The sequence below is a fragment of the Streptococcus parasanguinis ATCC 15912 genome (assembly GCF_000164675.2).
In the GTDB taxonomy this organism is placed as follows: Bacteria; Bacillota; Bacilli; order Lactobacillales; family Streptococcaceae; genus Streptococcus; species Streptococcus parasanguinis.
Map to the genome: position 1 here is coordinate 1,059,262 of NC_015678.1, position 16,817 is coordinate 1,076,078.

Sequence of the window (16,817 nt, forward strand, 5' to 3'; positions counted from 1 at the left end):
CTCAAAACACGAGTCCAACTCCTAGTTGTTAGTTATTTTTGCTTCCCTGTAAAGCGCCATTGAAACCGCAAGCGATCGTACAAGGGGTACTCAAATTGCAAGACAGCAAAGCCCAAAATCATACTGCCGAGAACGTCTGAAGGATAGTGGACCCCGACATAAATACGGGAGACCACAATGGTCACAATTCCCATAACCAGCAAACCTTGAAGACAATAGCGGGCTGTTTTATGTTTTACATGCTGGCCGATCATGAGGATCAAGCTTCCCAAAACAAGGGTAGACGCCAGTGAATGACCACTTGGAAAAGAAAAGCCTTTTTCCTCTACTAGATGAAGAATACTTGGTCTCGGTCTCTGGTAGATATTCTTTAGAAGAAGAACCAAAAGACCAGTCAATACCAGATTGCTCCCCAGAAAGAGGGCTTCGCTGTACCATTTCTTACAGGCAAAGACAGCTAGCAAAAGACCCACCCAGATGACAATGATCTTGGTATCCATGACATGGGTTACCTTGGTAAAGAAGGCTGTCAGTGGTGCAGGCAGATCGCCTCGAATAGTAGATTGAAGCGCGCTATCAAAACCAGTTAATTGTTGCGGGTAGAAACGAATCACATACCCGAGAATGACAAAAATGAGAAGGGCGAAGCTTGCCTTCGCCCAATGTTGTTGTTTATTTTTCATATTTTTTTCAAAATCGGTTGCAAAAGAGTGTAGATCAATCCAAATGCGATGGCCCAAATCACTCCTTCGATCAGGTTAAATGGTGCAACCATTGCGGCTAAATAGTGGACAAGCCCTAGTGTTTTCGAAATATCATAGTTCATAAAGCGAGCATACAAAGGGATTGCATAGACATAGTTCACCAATACCATCGTGATACTCAAGCTGATCGTTCCAATAATCGTAGCTAGGACAAATCGGCCATGGGTCCGTTCCTTGTTCCAAATCCATGCAAAAGCAAGAACAAAAACAAGAACTCCAATGATATTGATTGGTAGTCCGATCAAGGTTTCAAGCCCCTTATTATTAAGAGCTAATTTAAGAACAGATCGGATCAAGGTCACCCAAACAGCACTTTTAAAATCCAACAAGACCAAAGCCAACAAAATGGCGATGATACTCAAATCAATTTTGAAGAAATCTATCAAGAAAGAAAATTGATAGAACATCAAAATAAAAGATAATGCGGATAAAACAGCCACTAGGGTCAGTTTACGTGTATTTGTCATAACAGGTTCCTCCAATTTTTTAAAAATTAGAGAAGCTGGAAAGACGTCTACCCCATCATTCTACTCTAAACTATTTAAACAAAGCTTAAACTAGAGAACATTCTAGTCACTTTAGCTGGTCCCCATAGAAACACACCGCTAGTCAATCATAGCACCTAACGTTTTATTCCTATGCATCAGCTCTAAACAGATCAGAATAGCTGTCAGTCTATTCGTCTCTCGTCTTCTCCCATCCAGACTATACTGTCGGTTGTGGAGTCACACCACATCAGCTTGCGCTCGCGGACTTCTTTTAGAGTATGGAAATGGAGATTTTTCTTTTAAACGATACGACAAGCTGTAGGCATAACTTCTCGTTAAGCAAAGCTTAGCAACAAAGTATAAAAGAAAAAGAACATTTCCTAGTAAAAGTCACCGCCGGTCGGGAATCTCACCCTGCCCTGAAGACCTTTTTATGATAACAAAAAAAACCTGCCTAGGCAAGTTTTTGTAACGTTATGGATTACATGGTTCGGTTTTTAATTTTTCGTCCTTATTTGAGCTTGTCGTGCTCATAACGATGACTCAACTCCAGCCCCTTAAAGCCCTGCTGGCGAAGCGCCTCATAGACAATCATGCAGACGGTATTGGAGACATTTAAACTACGGACATGCTCATCATTCATCGGAATGCGAATGGCCTTCTCTTCGTACTGGCGCATAAAATCTTCCGGCAATCCTTTGTCCTCGCGTCCAAACAAGAAATAATGGGATTTCCCATCCTGATAAGAAACGTCCGAATAAGTCTGATTTGCAAACTTAGACACCAAGTGCACCTGACCGTCACGCGCTGCTTCCATAAACTCTTCTAAGCTATCATAGAAACGGACATCCAGCTTGTCCCAGTAATCGAGTCCTGCTCGCTTCATCTTGCGATCATCGATCGGAAAAGCCATGGGACGAATAATATGTAAGGGAGAATTGGTTGCCGCACAGGTCCGTGCAATATTGCCCGTATTTTGTGGAATCTGAGGTTGGAACAAGACGATGTGGTTTTGAGCTGCTGACTCTTGGTAGTCCAGTTCTTCAATATTCATACTCGATCTCTTTCTGATAAAAAAATAGCCACACTGCCCGGAGTCAAGCTCAGCAAACAGCGTGGTTACAGCTTCATTAACTTAACTCACAACAGGTTTGAGGTAAATCAACGAAGGTACTTTTTAAGTATATCACTTTTGAAGCTCCTGTCAATAGTTTTTTTAGATTTTTTTAAGAAACTTTATCAAAGTTTTCGATCCCTCCTCATTCTTCTATTTTGACAATTTTTCCCACTTGTTCTTAGCTTGGTAAGATTCCTCCAGAAAGTCCTTAAAATAGATGAATTTTTCTTGAAAATAGAGTATGATAGAAGCATACTCTGGAGGTAATCTATGAAAATTATTGTTGTTGGTGGAGGAAAGGTCGGAACGGCCCTTTGTCGTTCTCTCGTTGCTGAAAACCACGATGTTATTTTGATCGAAAAAGACGAATCCGTTCTCAACCATATCACCAAACGGTTTGATATCATTGGGATTTTAGGAAATGGCGCAAACTTCAAGGTCTTGGAGCAAGCAGATGTTGAAGACTGCGATATCTTCATTTCCATGACCGAGTACGACGAAGTGAATATGGTTTCTGCTGTTTTAGCTAAAAAAATGGGAGCCAAAGAAACCATCGTTCGGGTGCGGAATCCGGAATATTCCAATTCCTACTTCAAGGAAAAAAATATCTTGGGCTTCTCCCTGGTTGTCAATCCTGAATTGCTGACAGCTCGTTATATTGCTAATATCATTGACTTCCCAAATGCCCTTTCTGTGGAGCATTTTGCAAACGGCCGTGTTGCCTTGATGGAATTTAAGATCAAGCCAGATAGCAATCTCTGCGATATGAGCCTATCCCAATTCCGAAAGAAATACGGAAATGTCATTGTTTGTGCGATCGAGCGTGGCAATGAACTCACGATTCCAAATGGAGACTTTGTTTTGCAGCCCCAAGACAAGATTTTCGTGACAGGAAATAGGATCGAGATCGTTCTCTTCCACAACAATGTCCGACCTCAAGTCATTAAGAGCATGATGATGATTGGTGCCGGAAAAATTGCCTACTATCTGCTCAATATTCTCCAGGATGTGCGCCGCAAAATCGATCTCAAGGTCATCGAGGTCAATCGCGAACGAGCTGAATTCTTTAGCCAAGAATTCCCTGACCTCTATGTCGTCCATGGAGACGGAACCGCTAAAGACATTCTTTTAGAAGAGAGTGCCAATAATTTTGATGCTGTGGCTACTTTGACAGGGGTCGATGAAGAAAACATCATCACCTCCATGTTCTTGGATTCTGTCGGAGTCAAAAAGAACATTACCAAAGTCAACCGAACCAGTCTGTTGGAGATCATTGGCGATCAGGATATGACCAGTATTGTCACTCCAAAACGCATCGCTGTAGACACCATTATGCACTTTATTCGCGGGCGCTACAATGCACAGTTCTCAAACCTAGAAGCCTTGCACCATGTCGCAAACGGCCGGATTGAAACCTTGCAGTTTCAAATTAAGGAAGACAACAAACTAACCCAATATCCCCTCTCTGAATTGAAATTGAAGAAGGGCGTTTTGATCGCTGCCATTATTCGAAACGGCAAGGCTATTTTCCCGAATGGGGATGACCGTTTGATGGTAGGGGATCGGATTATCGTGACCACCTTGATTCAAAATGTCACTAAAATCTACGATCTACTTGAGAGGTAAGCCTGATGAATAGAAGCATGATTCGTTACCTCTTATCCAAACTCCTCTTAATCGAGGCAGGTCTCCTAATCGTTCCCCTAGTGGTCGCTGCAATCTATCGGGAACCTGCCAAGGTCTTTGTCTCCATTGGAGCAACCATGGCCATCCTACTTGCGTTTGGCCTCCTTGGTAGTTTTCACAAACCTAAGGATTTTCACATCTATGCTAAGGAAGGAGTCCTGATTGTAGCACTTTGTTGGATCCTATGGTCCTTCTTTGGTGCCCTTCCCTTTGTCTTTTCGGGCCAAATTCCAAACATTATCGATGCCTTCTTTGAAGTCAGCTCCGGCTTTACAACAACAGGGGCAACGATTTTAGACGATGTGGGTGTCCTCAGCCACTCTCTCCTCTTTTGGCGTAGTTTTACCCACTTGATAGGGGGGATGGGAGTATTGGTCTTTGCCCTTGCGATTATGGACAATAACAAGAACAGCCACCTGGAAGTCATGAAGGCAGAGGTTCCTGGTCCAGTATTTGGCAAGGTCGTTTCCAAATTAAAAAACACGGCTCAAATTCTCTACTTCTTGTACTTGGGTTTGTTCTTTCTCTTTGTGGTTCTTTATTTCCTTGCTGGCATGCCCCTGTATGATAGTTTCGTCATCGCCATGGGGACGGCTGGTACTGGGGGCTTTACCGTCTTTAACGATGGGATCGCCCACTACAATAGTAGTTTGATCACCTATTTGGTCAGTATCGGGGTCTTAGTCTTCGGGGTTAACTTTAACCTCTACTACTTCCTCATGATTCGAAAATTCAAGGCCTTCTTTAAAGATGAGGAATTGCGGACCTACATTACTATTGTAATCCTATCTAGCGTATTGATTGCCTACAATTGCCTCCACCTTTATGCTAATGTTGCGAAGAGCTTTGAGATTTCCTTCTTCCAAGTTTCCAATATCATCACCACCACCGGTTTTGGTTATGGGACAACGGAAAAATGGCCTCTTTTCTCACAATTTATCCTCTTGATGCTGATGGTGGTCGGTGGGTCTGCTGGCTCGACCGCTGGTGGGCTAAAAGTCATTCGGTGCTTGACCTTATGGCGAATCGCAAAAAATCAGGTTCTTTCGACCTTGTCTCCAAATCGCGTTTTGACCTTGCATGTCAACGATACGGTACTCGATAAGGATACCCAACATCAGATCCTCAAGTACTTTACAATATACAGTTTTATTACGATCGGCTTACTCTTTGTAGTGAGTCTAGACAACAATAACTTCATGACGGTTGTCAGTGCTGTCTTTAGTTGTTTCAACAATATTGGACCTATGATTGGTACGGGTCAAACCTTCTCCATCTTTAGTCCGATTTCAAAACTGTTACTTTCCTTAGCCATGATTGCCGGACGGCTTGAAATCTATCCAATGATTCTGCTCTTCCTGCCTAAAACATGGTCTAAACGCTGATAAAACGAGAGTGTTATAAAAAAATGAGGCTGGGACAAAAGTCCTAGCCTCTTAATTGTTTTTGGATTGTCGAGCAAGACGCAGTGGTTGAGTGGGCTCTACAACGCTGATTTCATCAGCATTTACAGCCCTACTCAACTGTGCGGAGGTGGGACAACGAAATCGAATTCTAACGAATTACCGATTTCTGTCCCACTCTCATTTCTGTTTATTTGTGATCGTCCTATTTTGATTCTTCATTTCGTCTCAGACTAAAGTGGTCTGGCAGAGGGTCTGGTCCCGCTTGGGTACCAGGATGGCATCGCAAGATTCTCGCAACCCCCATCAAGACACCTTTCACACCAAAGCGTTCAATCGCTTGGATCATATAATTGGAACAGGTCGGTTGAAAGCGACAAGAAGGCGGAAATATGGGAGAGATCCATTTTTGATAGCCTCTGACCATAGCAATCAGGATTTTTTTCATGATTTTTTAGATTTAGTCACTGCTAGATTGTGCAACTGGCTAATTTCTTTTTTGTTCAAGCGACGGTATTCACCCGGACGAAGTCCTGAGACATCTAGGTTTCCAAACTGGGTTCGGGAGAGTTTGTCCACTAAAAGTCCTACAGCTTCAAACATCTTTTTGACCTGGTGGTTGCGCCCTTCATGAATGGTCAACTGAACCACTGAACGGTTCTTTTCAACATCCACTTTTAAGATCTCGTAAGTCGCTGGCTTGGTTTTCTTGCCATCAATGGTCACCCCTCGTGTCAAGGGACGCAAATTTTCCTTATTGGCAATCCCTTTGACACGCGCCACATAGACCTTATCAATCTCATTACGTGGGTGAATCATCTCATCTGTAAAATCACCATCATTGGTCAAAATCAAGACACCAGATGTATCCCAGTCCAAACGTCCCACTGGGTAGATACGCTCTGGCACTTGAGATAAAAGGTCAACGACTGTTGTCCGCCCTTTATCATCAGATACACTAGAGATGACGCCACGTGGCTTATTTAAAAGATAGTAGACCTTTTCTTCGTTGTAGATTGGAGTGCCTTCTACTTCAACCTGATCACCGGTCTTAATAATAGTCGCTAATTCACGCACAACTTGGCCATTTACTGTAACCAAGCCTTGCTTGATCAGTTCTTCGGCCTTGCGACGACTAGCCACGCCTGCATGGGCAATATATTTGTTAATTCTCATCTAGTTCCTCTGTTCTCTCTGAAAATAATTGACCTTCCTCTGGATCAATGTCCACTTCCTCAACCTTTGGTAATTCCTCCAAATGATTGATTCCCATATAATCCAAAAAATACTCCGTCGTGACATACAAATTGGGACGCCCGAGGACTTCTTTTTTCCCATCCTCTCGGATCAGATCAAATGACAGTAGTTTGGTAATGGCACCGCTGGAATTGACACCCCGAATATCATCGACCTCCACACGGGTGATTGGTTGCTTATAAGCAATGATTGATAAGGTTTCGAGGGCAGCCCGAGACAAACTTTGATTCATGGGCGTTCTAGAATAGTCTCGTAAAACTGAAGCGTAGTCTGCCTTTGTCACCAATTTATAACGGGAAGCTGTCTCCATCAAACACAGACTGGTATCTGTGTCCTCCTGGTATTTTTTGCTTAATTTTTCTAAACTTTGCACCACACCTGTCGGAGGTAAAGAGAGAAGGTCTGCGATTTGTCTGGCAGTAATTCCTTCTTCACCTGCTACAAATAAGAGTGCTTCAATTTCAGCTAATTTGCTCATGTTCAATCCTATTTAAGTAAATTTCTCCAAAAGCCCTATCCTGGATCACCGTTACTTCTTGAATCTTGATCAATTCAAGGGTTGCAAGAAATAGAGTAATGACCTCTTGGAGATCCGTTGCTTCTAGAAACAAGTCCTGCAAGAGAACTTGTGAGCGATCGTGGAATCGGTGACGCAGCTGGTCCATCAGATCCTCAATCTTGTATTCATCCTTTACAATGGTCGTATGGTTCTGACGGAATTCTTCTTTTTTCTTGGTCAATAGTTTTGAGAAAGCCAAGAAAAGATCCACCGTTGTACGATCGTGAAGCAATTCCGTATCGTCGTAGACCAATTCCATCTTGGGTTTTGAATAATAGAGGGCGCGCTCCTCGTGCTGTGAGGCCATCAACTCTCCTAATTGCTTGTAAGTACGGTACTCTTCCAATTGAGAAAGGAGGTCCTGCTCGAGATCCTCTGCTTCATCCATCTCCTCTGCAACCTTAGGAAGAAGTCTTCGACTCTTGATCAAGGTTAGTTGACTAGCCATCAGCATGTATTCCCCTGCTACCTCTAGTTTCATCGCCTGGAGAGTCGCCAGATAAGCCAGATACTGTTCGATCACCTCAATCAAGGGGACCTCATAAATATCCATCTGGTATTTAGAGACCAAGTGGAGCAAGAGGTCCAAAGGCCCTTCAAAATCTTTAATTTTAATATCCATTATTTATATTTTTCTAATGTCACCATGGTTTTTAGGCCCAATTCACGCGCAATACTAAAGAGATCCACACCGAGTTCACGTTGTTTCAAAATATATTGCTCACGAATCGATTGCGCCGAAAGGTCTTGATTCCCTTTTTCGATCAAGAAGGCTTCTAATTGTCGGAATCCCCACTGACGGGAGTAGCATTTTCCTTTATTATCAAAGAGATAAATACCATCTAGGAAGAGTTGCAATTCATCCAGTAACGGCTCTGGAACCTTTAAAACCCGTTTTTGGCCATCTTTGCCCACTCGAATGACATGAAAGTCCAGCTGAATATCTTCGACCTTGACTTGGAGGATCTCACTTGGCAACAAGCCCATCTCCAGAATCAACAAGGCCATCAAGCGTCCCTGTGGGTTAGTTGATTCTTCCCAAAAATGGGTCAGATCCAACAATTCCCGATCATGGGTCTTGGCCGGTTGAATTTTAGGCAAGACCAAACGATGGTATTCAGAAATAAAGCGTTCTTGATACAAATAATATAAAAATTGGTTGACGGCGGATAATTTTCGTTTTTGAACCGCCGGTTTAAAATCTTTAATCGAAGCTTGGTAAATTCTCAAATTTGTCGGTGTCACTTTTCCATGGATCGACTCAATAAATTGGTCCAAATCATAAAAATAGGCAGACTGAGAATTTTCACTTAATTCTTTTTGATCAATAAAACTTGCAATAAATTCTTTCATTTTGGAATCATCTCGTATTCATTTGAAAAACCATGCATTAGCGAATTGATGGCTTTAAGAATCGATTTCCGTGTAATAATCCCTTGGAAATAGCCTTCTTCATCCACCACCGAAAGGAAGGAGTCATCCACCAACTTGTGCAGGACTTCTGTCAAATTGAAGTCTAAGCCGATGACCCCGACCTCTTTTTTTGCAACGTCTACGATATCCATCGAGGCAAAAGTCTCCTCAGGAATCTCGTGTTTCAATTGATAAGATAGAATATCCGTTAGGGAGATCGTCCCCACAAACTTGCGTTCATCCGTCACTACCGGAATACGACTATAGCTAATCTGGCTCAACAACAAGACAGCATGGTCTACATTGTGGTTATCAATCAAGACCGCTAAATTTTTGGCTGGAGTTAAGAACGTCTCTTCCTGCGCCAGCAAGAAACGTTCAAATTCCTTTGCTATCATCTGCTAAACTCCTTTGTCAATTCAGGATACAATACATGGTCTCTCGTGTAGTACTCTACCTTGTAATGAGAATCATCTATCTCAATTTTAGCATAGAGACACTCTCGAATCAGACCGCGTGGTTGACTGATCGATCCAGGATTCACAAAGAGGGTTCTTCCTTCCTTCCAAGCATCTGGGATATGAAGGTGGCCGTAAAGACAGATATCTGCTTCTTCCTCTTGGGCCCACAGATCCAATTTTTGAAAACTAAAATTGATCTGGAAGAGATGCCCATGGGTCTGGATGATCCGTGTTGGCCCTAGTTGGGTCACCAAGCGTTCTGGATAGCCATCATAAAAATCCATATTTCCTTGGACAACGTGGATCCCTTCCCAGACAGGATCGTCACTTTTTAGCTCAGAATCCCCATTGTGAAAGATCCCATCGACCTGGCCTAGGTATTTTTCTTTAATAGCTTCAACAACGGAGCGGTCTCCATGCGAGTCACTCATCACGATGATTGTTTGCTTTGCCATGATGGAAATACCTCCAATAACTTTTTAACAGCTAAAGCACGATGCGATTGTGTATTTTTTTCTTCAAGTGTTAATTCAGCGGCAGCACGGCCCGTTTCCCCAACTAAGAAGAGTGGATCATAGCCAAACCCGTTTTCACCCTTAGGTTCAAAATTAATATACCCTGGCCAATCAGCTTCAACCACCAAGCTTTCCTTGCCTGGCCTTGCAACCACCAAGGTCGTATGGAACTGGGCTGAACGATCTTTCAAGTCAAAAACCATGGCCAATTCATGCAACAATTTCGCATTGTTTTCCGTATCTGTCGCACCAACTCCCGCAAAACGAGCTGACCAAACTCCTGGTAAGCCTCCCAAGATATCTACCTTCAAACCTGAATCATCCGCTAAGACTGTTTTCCCAGTTAGCTCTGCGATGGTTTCAGCTTTTAGGCGGGCATTCTCCTCAAAAGTCATCCCTGTTTCTTCGACTTCTGGAAGCTCTGGATACTGATTGAGGTTTTCCACTTCAAAGCCTAGCTTTTCAAACATATTACGGAATTCTTTGGTTTTTCCCTCATTTCGAGTCGCAATAAGAATCGTATCTTTGACCTTGTCTTGCCCTAAAAAAGCTTCCAAATCCACCCCATCACTTGGCAAATGCAAATAGAGCAATTTCCCTTTTTCAACCAAGAGCAAGGCACCTTGACGCTGGACAATTTCAAAAGATCTTCCCTTGACTTCATTCAAGATTTTCGTCAAAAAGGTTAGGAAACGAAAGGCTGATCCATAGCGCATCACCGATAGATTGAGAGGAAATCCTTCAGGATCCTTGGCAAAGAGAAGTTCCAGCTGGTCTAACAGAGTGGAAGCTTCCGCAGGCACTTGACTAAATTGGTTGTAGTCTGCATCTTCTCCCCATTGGGCAATATACCAATCTTGGGAATCTTTGTATTCAAATAGTTTGTCACTCATAAATTTACGTGCTCCACATTCACTGAACGTTCTAGCCATTTTTCGGCAATCGCTGCAAAGCTATTGGCATTTGCAGTGGTATAAAAGCGGTGGGTCTGCTCTAAGAGTTCGCGGCTCTTATTGAGCTCAAAATAGTTTAATAAGACGGAAATATCCCGAACACACTCCGCTCCACTATCAATCAATTTGACATCCGGTCCCATCACATTTTGAATAATCGGTTTTAACAGGGGATAATGGGTACATCCCAAGACCAAGGTATCAACCTTTCCAACTAGTGGTTTTAGGGTTTCGTAAACCACCTTTTTGGTCACACTGGATGCCAACTCGTTGGATTCCACTAAAGGAACAAACTTGGGACAAGCTAAACTGGTGACTTTCATATCTGGTGCCAGACTTTGAATCTTCTCTTTATAAATTCCAGAAGAAACTGTCATCGGTGTCCCAATGACCCCAATTTTTTGATGGGTCGTTGATTTAATGGCTGCAGAAGCTCCGGGCAAGATCACTCCCAAGACAGGAATATCAAGTTTTTCCTTTACTTCTTCCCAAACCACTGCCGTCGCTGTATTACAAGCTAAAACAATCATCTTGACATTTTTGGTCAGAAGGAAGTTCACCATCTGCCAAGTATACTCGCGAATTTGGTCTGCTGGTCTAGGACCATAAGGTGCACGTGCTGAATCTCCAATATAGACGACATCTTCGTGAGGAAGCTGACGGAGCAATTCGCGGACAACAGTCAAGCCCCCTACTCCAGAATCTAAAAAACCAATCGGTCGGTTATCCATATCTCTTCCTTCCAAAAGGAGGGACTAAGAAATTCCTCCAAGCCCCTCTCATTTATTATCGTGAGATTGCCCCACTCTTATTTTTTCTTGTTTTTCGCCATTGCTGATTTTTGTTGGGTCACAATTTGGCGATAGACTTGTTGAACTTTTGCTTCGCTTGGACGTTGGCCACTCGCACCTAAAAGTGTGCGGACTGCTTCAACATTCAAACGTGGATTTGATGCAAATTCTTTTTCAAATTGACGACGAAGCAAGAACATTCCTGCAACCATCCCACCAAAGAAAGCCAAAATAATCAACAAAATTCCTAAAAAGAGATTCATACAATTTTCTCCGATCCATTATTTTTACATAACTATCATTATATCAGACAATCGCTTATTTTTCAATGTCAAAGCCGTAGAGTGTCGCAAGATAATCTTCTGGTTTTTCTGCTCGACGAATCAAACGGGCCTGCCCATCTTCTTGAAGCAAAACTTCTGCAGAACGCAATTTGGCATTGTACTGATACCCCATTGAAAATCCATGGGCTCCGGTATCATGGATCACGAGCAAATCTCCAATCTCCGTCACTGGTAATTCACGTTGTTTAGCAAATTTATCGTTATTTTCACAGAGACTTCCCACAACATCGACCACTTCAGTCGGTCCATCTGGACGATCCATATTGGTAATATGGTGATAAGCACCGTACATAGCCGGTCTAAGAAGGTTCACAGCTGAAGCATCGACACCCACATAGGTCCGGTAGGTTTTCTTTTTATGCGTCACTCTGGTTACCAAAAGACCGTGTGAAGCTAGCATAAAGCGACCAAGTTCGGTATAGATTTTCACATGGCCAAGTCCTGCCGGTTTGAGAATCTCATCAAAAACGCGGTGCACGCCTTCCCCAATAATGGCAATATCATTTGGTTCTTGCTCTGGCTTGTAATTGACCCCAACTCCACCAGAGAGGTTGATGAAGCCCAAATGGACACCTGTTTTCTCGACGACTTCCACTGCCAATTCAAAAAGTTGACGCGCTAGCTCTGGATAGTAATCGTTGGATACTGTATTAGAAGCTAACAAGGCGTGAATGCCAAACTCTTCCACACCCAGTTCTTTCAACTCGATAAAGGCTTGAATCAATTGCTCCTTGGTCATTCCAAACTTGGCTTCTTCCGGATTGTCCATAATATCGGTTCCCAGTTCAAAGACTCCACCAGGATTATAGCGACATGAAATAACCTTGGGGATGCTGGTCACAGACTTCAAGAAAGCAATGTCTTCATAGGCATCCAGATTGATGGTTGCCCCTAATTCACGAGCATAGACAAATTCATCGGCTGGCGTGTTGTTAGAAGAAAACATGATCTCTTTTCCACTAAAACCAAGTTTATCTGCCATTAACAATTCGACGTAGCTGGCAGTGTCAACTCCACAGCCCTCTTCTTGCAAAATTTTTAGGATCGATGGGTTCGGAGTCGCCTTAATGGCAAAGTATTCTTTAAAACCTTCATTCCAAGCAAAAGCTTGATGGAGGGCACGAGCCGTTTCACGAATTCCTGCTTCATCATAGAGATGGAAAGGGGTAGGGAATTCTTGGGTCAAGCTTTCTAATTGTTCACGGGTTACAAAAGGTGTTTTCATAAGCGCTCATTTCTATTCTTTAGTCACTATTAGTATAGCACAAGTCGAAAGACAAAAAAAGCCGAGGCAACTGCCCCAGCTCAATTTCTCTTTGATTAGTCGTTTCTTCCGAAGATACGAAGAAGGCTGATAAAGAGGTTGATAAAATCAAGATAAAGTTCCAAAGCCATCGCTACTGCCCAGCCTGTCGCAGGTTGACCATTTGTTTGATCATAGACATAGCGAATTTTTTGGTTATCCCAAGCTGTCAAGCCTGCAAAGAGGAAGACAGAGATAATACTCAAGATATAGTCCATTCCAGAACTTCTCAAGAACATGTTCACAACAGAAGCGATGATCACACCGATCAAGACTCCCATCAAGGCTCGTCCCATACCTGAAAGGTCTTTTTTCACGACGCGTCCGATAGCTCCCATGACAATAAACATCAAGGCACTGACCAAGAAAGCCTTATAAACTGTCGCTTGCATGTAGCGAGCAATGATAAAGCTCAAGGTAAAGCCATTCAAAGCTGAGTAGATCAAGAAGATCGGAAGAGCAGACGGGCTATTTTTAACAGCCTTCCCACTGGCAACAAAGACCAAGATCAATTCTACAACGACTGCTGCATAGTAAACCATTGGTGCTGTTGTCAAGATTTGAACGAAGAAATCTTGAAAGACTGTCATCATCAGGCCAGACACAAGGGCTGAAATCCCTACACCGATCCCAACTAATGAATAGATTTTATTATAAAAAGCATTCAATCCACTTTGTTCTTGGATTACTGAATCATTATACATATAAACAAGTTCCTTTCAAATTTGTTTACTATGATTTTAACATTTTTCGATGAAAAAATCTCCTTTTGGCCATCTTTTTACGCCAAGGTTCTGAAGCTTCCTTAACAGCCCAGTATTTATCCACCATGGTCACCACGAAGGATTCTTTGTAGCGAGGCGGAGCAAGGGTAGCTCCCCACATGTGTTTAATGATGATATCTTCTTCCTTAGCATTAAGATCTGTAATCTTTCGCGCATTTCTCACGGCAATGCGTGGATGGATCCAGGCGTGACTCTTGGTAAACTTGGTCTCGCGCCAATCATAGTAAAAGAGGTCATGCAAGAGGCCACCCCGAGCCGTACTTTTAGCATCCCAGCCAAATTTTTTAGCCAGTTTATAACTAGTATAGCTAACATGAATGGAATGCTCCAAACGATTGGAATGAATATGATGAGGGATGTCGGCTAATTTTTGAACCTTAGGGTGCTGGATCAACTGTCCCACATAGGTCATGTATTCTTTGTCACGATGATATTGCATCAGATCACCACCTTTTCTTGATAGGCTCTCCCAATAAGATTTCCACCAATTTCTTTTTTCAACTTAAGTATACTGCTTTTTCTCAAAAATTCCTTAAATAAAACATCAAAATTCCAGCTGCTACTGCAACATTCAAACTCTCAGCCCGACCCGGCATGGTAATATGAACCAGCTGGTCGGCTCGTGTAGCCATTTCTGGACTGATGCCCTTGCCTTCATTGCCCATTACCAAAATCAATTGATCAATCTGAGGGAGTTGACGGTAATCGATGGAAGCTTCTGATAGCGTCGTTGCGAGGACCGCTAGATTGGATTGACTAGCTCGTTCAAACAGTTCTTCTCGGTCCAGTTTCCAGATAGGAAGATGGAAATGACTACCCTGCATGGATCGAAGAGTCTTGAGACTATAGAGATCTGCGGATGCTTTCGAAAGCATGACACCATCAAAGCCGGCTGCATCTGCTGTTCGAATCATGGTTCCCACATTACCTGGATCTTGGACATCCTCCAAATAGAGGTAACGACCTTGTAACTGATATGGAAGGACGGGTTGCTCTAGAAGAATCTCTGCGACAATTCCTTGAGGGGTCTTCGAATCAGCCAAGAGACTCAAGATCTCCGAAGTCACGACAGTGACGTTTTGGATATTCTCTACCCGGTCTAAATAGGCTTCTAAAACAAAGACCTGACGAATCTCCGCCTGATTTTCTACTGCCTCTTCAAAGAGATGCCAACCTTCAATGAGATAGGAATCTGTCCGATATTTTTTTTGATGTAATTTTTTAGCATTTTTGATTACATTATTGGATTTAGACGTTATAATATTCATAGACCTATTATAGCATAAAGAAAAAGAAGAAATCATACCTCAGATAGATTTCTTCGAGTCAAGGAGGATGAACATGCAAAAGGTAAAAATGATTGCCCAAGGACGGGTTCAAGGAGTTGGTTTTCGCTGGGGAGTCTGCAGTCTTGCTTTAGAGATCGGTGGGATTACTGGCCGTGTCTGGAACAATGACGATGGGACGGTTGGTATTCTAGCTCAGGCAGAGTCTAGCAGTCAAATGGCCAAATTCATCCAAGAAATACGCAAAGGTCCTACGCCGTTTGCGCATGTGACTTATTTGGATGTTACGCTAGCAAACTTTGAAAACTATAAGGACTTCAAAATTTCAAATTAAGACTAGAGAACTATTGTGTATTTTCAAAAAAAACAGTAGAATAGAAAGGTAACATTTTAAAAAAGAAGGAACGATTTGTGAAAAAAAATAAACTTGCATTATTGGCATCGATGGGACTAGCTTCGCTCGTCTTCTTATCAGGATGCGTGAGTGTCGATCGGAAAACTGGAAATCCAACTGGATTGATTTGGAATCTTCTTGGCCGTCCAATGGGCGAAGCCATCAAATTCTTTGCTAATAACCTTGGCTTGGGCTTTGGGATCGGGATTATTATCGTCACCTTGATCGTGCGTTTAATCATCTTGCCACTTGGTTTGTACCAATCATGGAAGGCAACCTACCAATCTGAAAAGATGAACTACTTGAAGCCTATCCTTGGACCAATCCAAGAGCGCATGAAGAACGCTAGCACACAAGAAGAAAAGCTATTGGCGCAACAAGAATTAATGGCTGCTCAACGTGAAAATGGGGTCAGCATGTTTGGTGGAGTTGGATGTTTACCACTCTTGATCCAAATGCCATTCTTCTCTGCCCTTTTCTTTGCGGCTCAGCACACCAAAGGGGTAGCAGAAAGTAGTTTCCTTGGTATTGCTCTTGGAAAACCAAGCTTGCTCTTGACAGCTATCGTAGCGGTTCTCTACTATATCCAAAGTATGCTCTCTCTTCATGGGATTGAAGATGAAACCCAAAAGGAAAGTATGCGTAAAGCATCACTGATGAGCCCGATTATGATCGGTGTCTTCTCATTGATCTCTTCAGCCGGAGTGACTCTTTACTGGGTAGTCGGTGGGGTGATCCAAATTATCCAACAATTTGTCATCAACTACTTGATTCGTCCAAATCTTCGCAAACGGGTCGCTGAGGAATACAAAAACAATCCTCCAAAAGCGACTAGTCACCGTGTGAAAAAAGACGTTACACCAACTGCAACGACACAAATTCAACACAAACCAAAAAACAACCGCAATGCAGGAAAACAACGCAATAGAAAGTAGTACAAACTTCTAAATTCTAGCGGAATTACTGAAGCACCTGAACCCTCTAGTTCAGGTGCTTTTTTAATCCCTTTCAATCAATCAACGAAAAATTTACACCCTCACAAGTGGATTAAGAGCACAAAGAAGCAAGTCCTCTTTGAGTGCTTGCTTTAAGACCGTTTTTACCTAAGTAATGTTAAAAAATAAAATGATATAAACTATTAGGTTCATAGAGCAGATACCGAAACTTTCCGCCGTGAGAAAAGTGCCTGAAACAATTATGTTTCAGGCACTAGGGGAGTTTTGAAACCTTAGGTTCAAAACTAAGTCATGGAACTTCGTAGAAGTTCGCTGACGTCCGTACTCACTTAAGGAAAGGTT

The 16,817-nt window shown here is 42.6% G+C and carries 21 protein-coding genes and 1 riboswitch; of the genes, 4 read left to right on the forward strand and 17 right to left on the reverse strand.

The genetic code is table 11. The features are described 5' to 3' along the window. Positions 1-32 precede the first annotated feature (32 nt). From HMPREF0833_RS05020 to trmL, 3 genes are all read right to left on the reverse strand, one after another. The gene (locus HMPREF0833_RS05020) at positions 33-683 is read right to left on the reverse strand and encodes a phosphatase PAP2 family protein (protein WP_041818351.1); all 651 of its coding nucleotides are present in this window, start codon (positions 681-683) and stop codon (positions 33-35) included. Further along, positions 680-1,231: an ECF transporter S component gene (locus HMPREF0833_RS05025; RefSeq protein ID WP_013904009.1), complete on the reverse strand. Its 552-nt coding sequence runs from the start codon at positions 1,229-1,231 to the stop codon at positions 680-682. Before HMPREF0833_RS05025 ends, HMPREF0833_RS05020 begins: the two co-directional genes overlap by 4 nt. 217 nt (positions 1,232-1,448) lie before the next feature. Further along, a riboswitch (FMN riboswitch) is annotated at positions 1,449-1,683 on the reverse strand. 80 nt (positions 1,684-1,763) lie between these two features. Beyond that, positions 1,764-2,306: a tRNA (uridine(34)/cytosine(34)/5-carboxymethylaminomethyluridine(34)-2'-O)-methyltransferase TrmL gene (gene trmL, locus HMPREF0833_RS05030; protein WP_013904010.1), complete on the reverse strand. Its 543-nt coding sequence runs from the start codon at positions 2,304-2,306 to the stop codon at positions 1,764-1,766. 333 nt (positions 2,307-2,639) lie between these two features. Here trmL and trkA point away from each other — a divergent pair, with 333 nt between their 5' ends. Together trkA and HMPREF0833_RS05040 are read left to right on the forward strand one after the other, a co-directional pair. Continuing rightward, on the forward strand, positions 2,640-3,995 hold the full coding sequence (gene trkA / locus HMPREF0833_RS05035) for a Trk system potassium transporter TrkA (protein ID WP_013904011.1): 1,356 nt from the start codon (positions 2,640-2,642) through the stop codon (positions 3,993-3,995). Positions 3,996-4,000: 5 nt separating this feature from the next. Beyond that, positions 4,001-5,440 carry a TrkH family potassium uptake protein gene (locus HMPREF0833_RS05040; RefSeq protein ID WP_013904012.1) on the forward strand — a complete coding sequence of 480 codons (1,440 nt, stop codon included), beginning with the start codon at positions 4,001-4,003 and terminating at the stop codon, positions 5,438-5,440. Between the two features lie 223 nt (positions 5,441-5,663). Here HMPREF0833_RS05040 and yidD read toward each other — a convergent pair whose 3' ends face one another. From yidD to HMPREF0833_RS05110, 14 genes are all read right to left on the reverse strand, one after another. Next, entirely contained in the window at positions 5,664-5,906 is a 243-nt protein-coding gene (gene yidD, locus HMPREF0833_RS05045; protein ID WP_013904013.1) for a membrane protein insertion efficiency factor YidD, read from the reverse strand. Next, positions 5,903-6,634 carry a pseudouridine synthase gene (locus tag HMPREF0833_RS05050; RefSeq protein WP_013904014.1) on the reverse strand — a complete coding sequence of 244 codons (732 nt, stop codon included), beginning with the start codon at positions 6,632-6,634 and terminating at the stop codon, positions 5,903-5,905. Before HMPREF0833_RS05050 ends, yidD begins: the two co-directional genes overlap by 4 nt. Beyond that, a complete protein-coding gene (gene scpB, locus HMPREF0833_RS05055) occupies positions 6,624-7,193 on the reverse strand; it encodes an SMC-Scp complex subunit ScpB (protein WP_013904015.1) in 570 nt (189 codons plus the stop codon). The genes HMPREF0833_RS05050 and scpB overlap by 11 nt, the downstream gene beginning before the upstream one ends. Continuing rightward, on the reverse strand, positions 7,177-7,896 hold the full coding sequence (locus HMPREF0833_RS05060) for a segregation/condensation protein A (RefSeq protein ID WP_013904016.1): 720 nt from the start codon (positions 7,894-7,896) through the stop codon (positions 7,177-7,179). Before HMPREF0833_RS05060 ends, scpB begins: the two co-directional genes overlap by 17 nt. After that, complete coding sequence (gene xerD / locus HMPREF0833_RS05065; RefSeq protein ID WP_013904017.1) at positions 7,896-8,627, reverse strand: site-specific tyrosine recombinase XerD; 732 nt, start codon at positions 8,625-8,627, stop codon at positions 7,896-7,898. The genes HMPREF0833_RS05060 and xerD overlap by 1 nt, the downstream gene beginning before the upstream one ends. Next, positions 8,624-9,085 (reverse strand): cyclic-di-AMP-binding protein CbpB, encoded by a 462-nt coding sequence (gene cbpB / locus HMPREF0833_RS05070; RefSeq protein WP_013904018.1) that lies wholly within the window; start codon positions 9,083-9,085, stop codon positions 8,624-8,626. The genes xerD and cbpB overlap by 4 nt, the downstream gene beginning before the upstream one ends. Beyond that, on the reverse strand, positions 9,082-9,603 hold the full coding sequence (locus HMPREF0833_RS05075) for a metallophosphoesterase (RefSeq protein WP_013904019.1): 522 nt from the start codon (positions 9,601-9,603) through the stop codon (positions 9,082-9,084). The genes cbpB and HMPREF0833_RS05075 overlap by 4 nt, the downstream gene beginning before the upstream one ends. Further along, the gene (locus tag HMPREF0833_RS05080; protein ID WP_013904020.1) at positions 9,579-10,556 is read right to left on the reverse strand and encodes a nucleoside-triphosphate diphosphatase; all 978 of its coding nucleotides are present in this window, start codon (positions 10,554-10,556) and stop codon (positions 9,579-9,581) included. Before HMPREF0833_RS05080 ends, HMPREF0833_RS05075 begins: the two co-directional genes overlap by 25 nt. Beyond that, on the reverse strand, positions 10,553-11,347 hold the full coding sequence (gene racE, locus HMPREF0833_RS05085) for a glutamate racemase (RefSeq protein WP_013904021.1): 795 nt from the start codon (positions 11,345-11,347) through the stop codon (positions 10,553-10,555). Before racE ends, HMPREF0833_RS05080 begins: the two co-directional genes overlap by 4 nt. Positions 11,348-11,424: 77 nt before the next feature. Continuing rightward, positions 11,425-11,670: a YneF family protein gene (locus tag HMPREF0833_RS05090; protein WP_013904022.1), complete on the reverse strand. Its 246-nt coding sequence runs from the start codon at positions 11,668-11,670 to the stop codon at positions 11,425-11,427. A gap of 55 nt (positions 11,671-11,725) precedes the next feature. Further along, complete coding sequence (locus tag HMPREF0833_RS05095) at positions 11,726-12,976, reverse strand: diaminopimelate decarboxylase (RefSeq protein WP_003008367.1); 1,251 nt, start codon at positions 12,974-12,976, stop codon at positions 11,726-11,728. 95 nt (positions 12,977-13,071) lie between these two features. After that, positions 13,072-13,758 (reverse strand): Bax inhibitor-1/YccA family protein, encoded by a 687-nt coding sequence (locus tag HMPREF0833_RS05100; RefSeq protein ID WP_003008369.1) that lies wholly within the window; start codon positions 13,756-13,758, stop codon positions 13,072-13,074. Between the two features lie 28 nt (positions 13,759-13,786). Further along, on the reverse strand, positions 13,787-14,278 hold the full coding sequence (locus HMPREF0833_RS05105; RefSeq protein WP_013904023.1) for an HDIG domain-containing metalloprotein: 492 nt from the start codon (positions 14,276-14,278) through the stop codon (positions 13,787-13,789). An 82-nt stretch (positions 14,279-14,360) separates the two neighbouring features. Further along, positions 14,361-15,107 (reverse strand): TrmH family RNA methyltransferase, encoded by a 747-nt coding sequence (locus tag HMPREF0833_RS05110; protein WP_013904024.1) that lies wholly within the window; start codon positions 15,105-15,107, stop codon positions 14,361-14,363. Between the two features lie 73 nt (positions 15,108-15,180). On the opposite strand from HMPREF0833_RS05110, the gene HMPREF0833_RS05115 reads away from it, so the two are divergent. Both HMPREF0833_RS05115 and yidC read left to right on the forward strand, forming a co-directional pair. Beyond that, positions 15,181-15,459: an acylphosphatase gene (locus HMPREF0833_RS05115; protein ID WP_041818353.1), complete on the forward strand. Its 279-nt coding sequence runs from the start codon at positions 15,181-15,183 to the stop codon at positions 15,457-15,459. Positions 15,460-15,536: 77 nt separating this feature from the next. Beyond that, complete coding sequence (yidC, locus tag HMPREF0833_RS05120; protein ID WP_013904026.1) at positions 15,537-16,454, forward strand: membrane protein insertase YidC; 918 nt, start codon at positions 15,537-15,539, stop codon at positions 16,452-16,454. Positions 16,455-16,817: the final 363 nt, after the last annotated feature.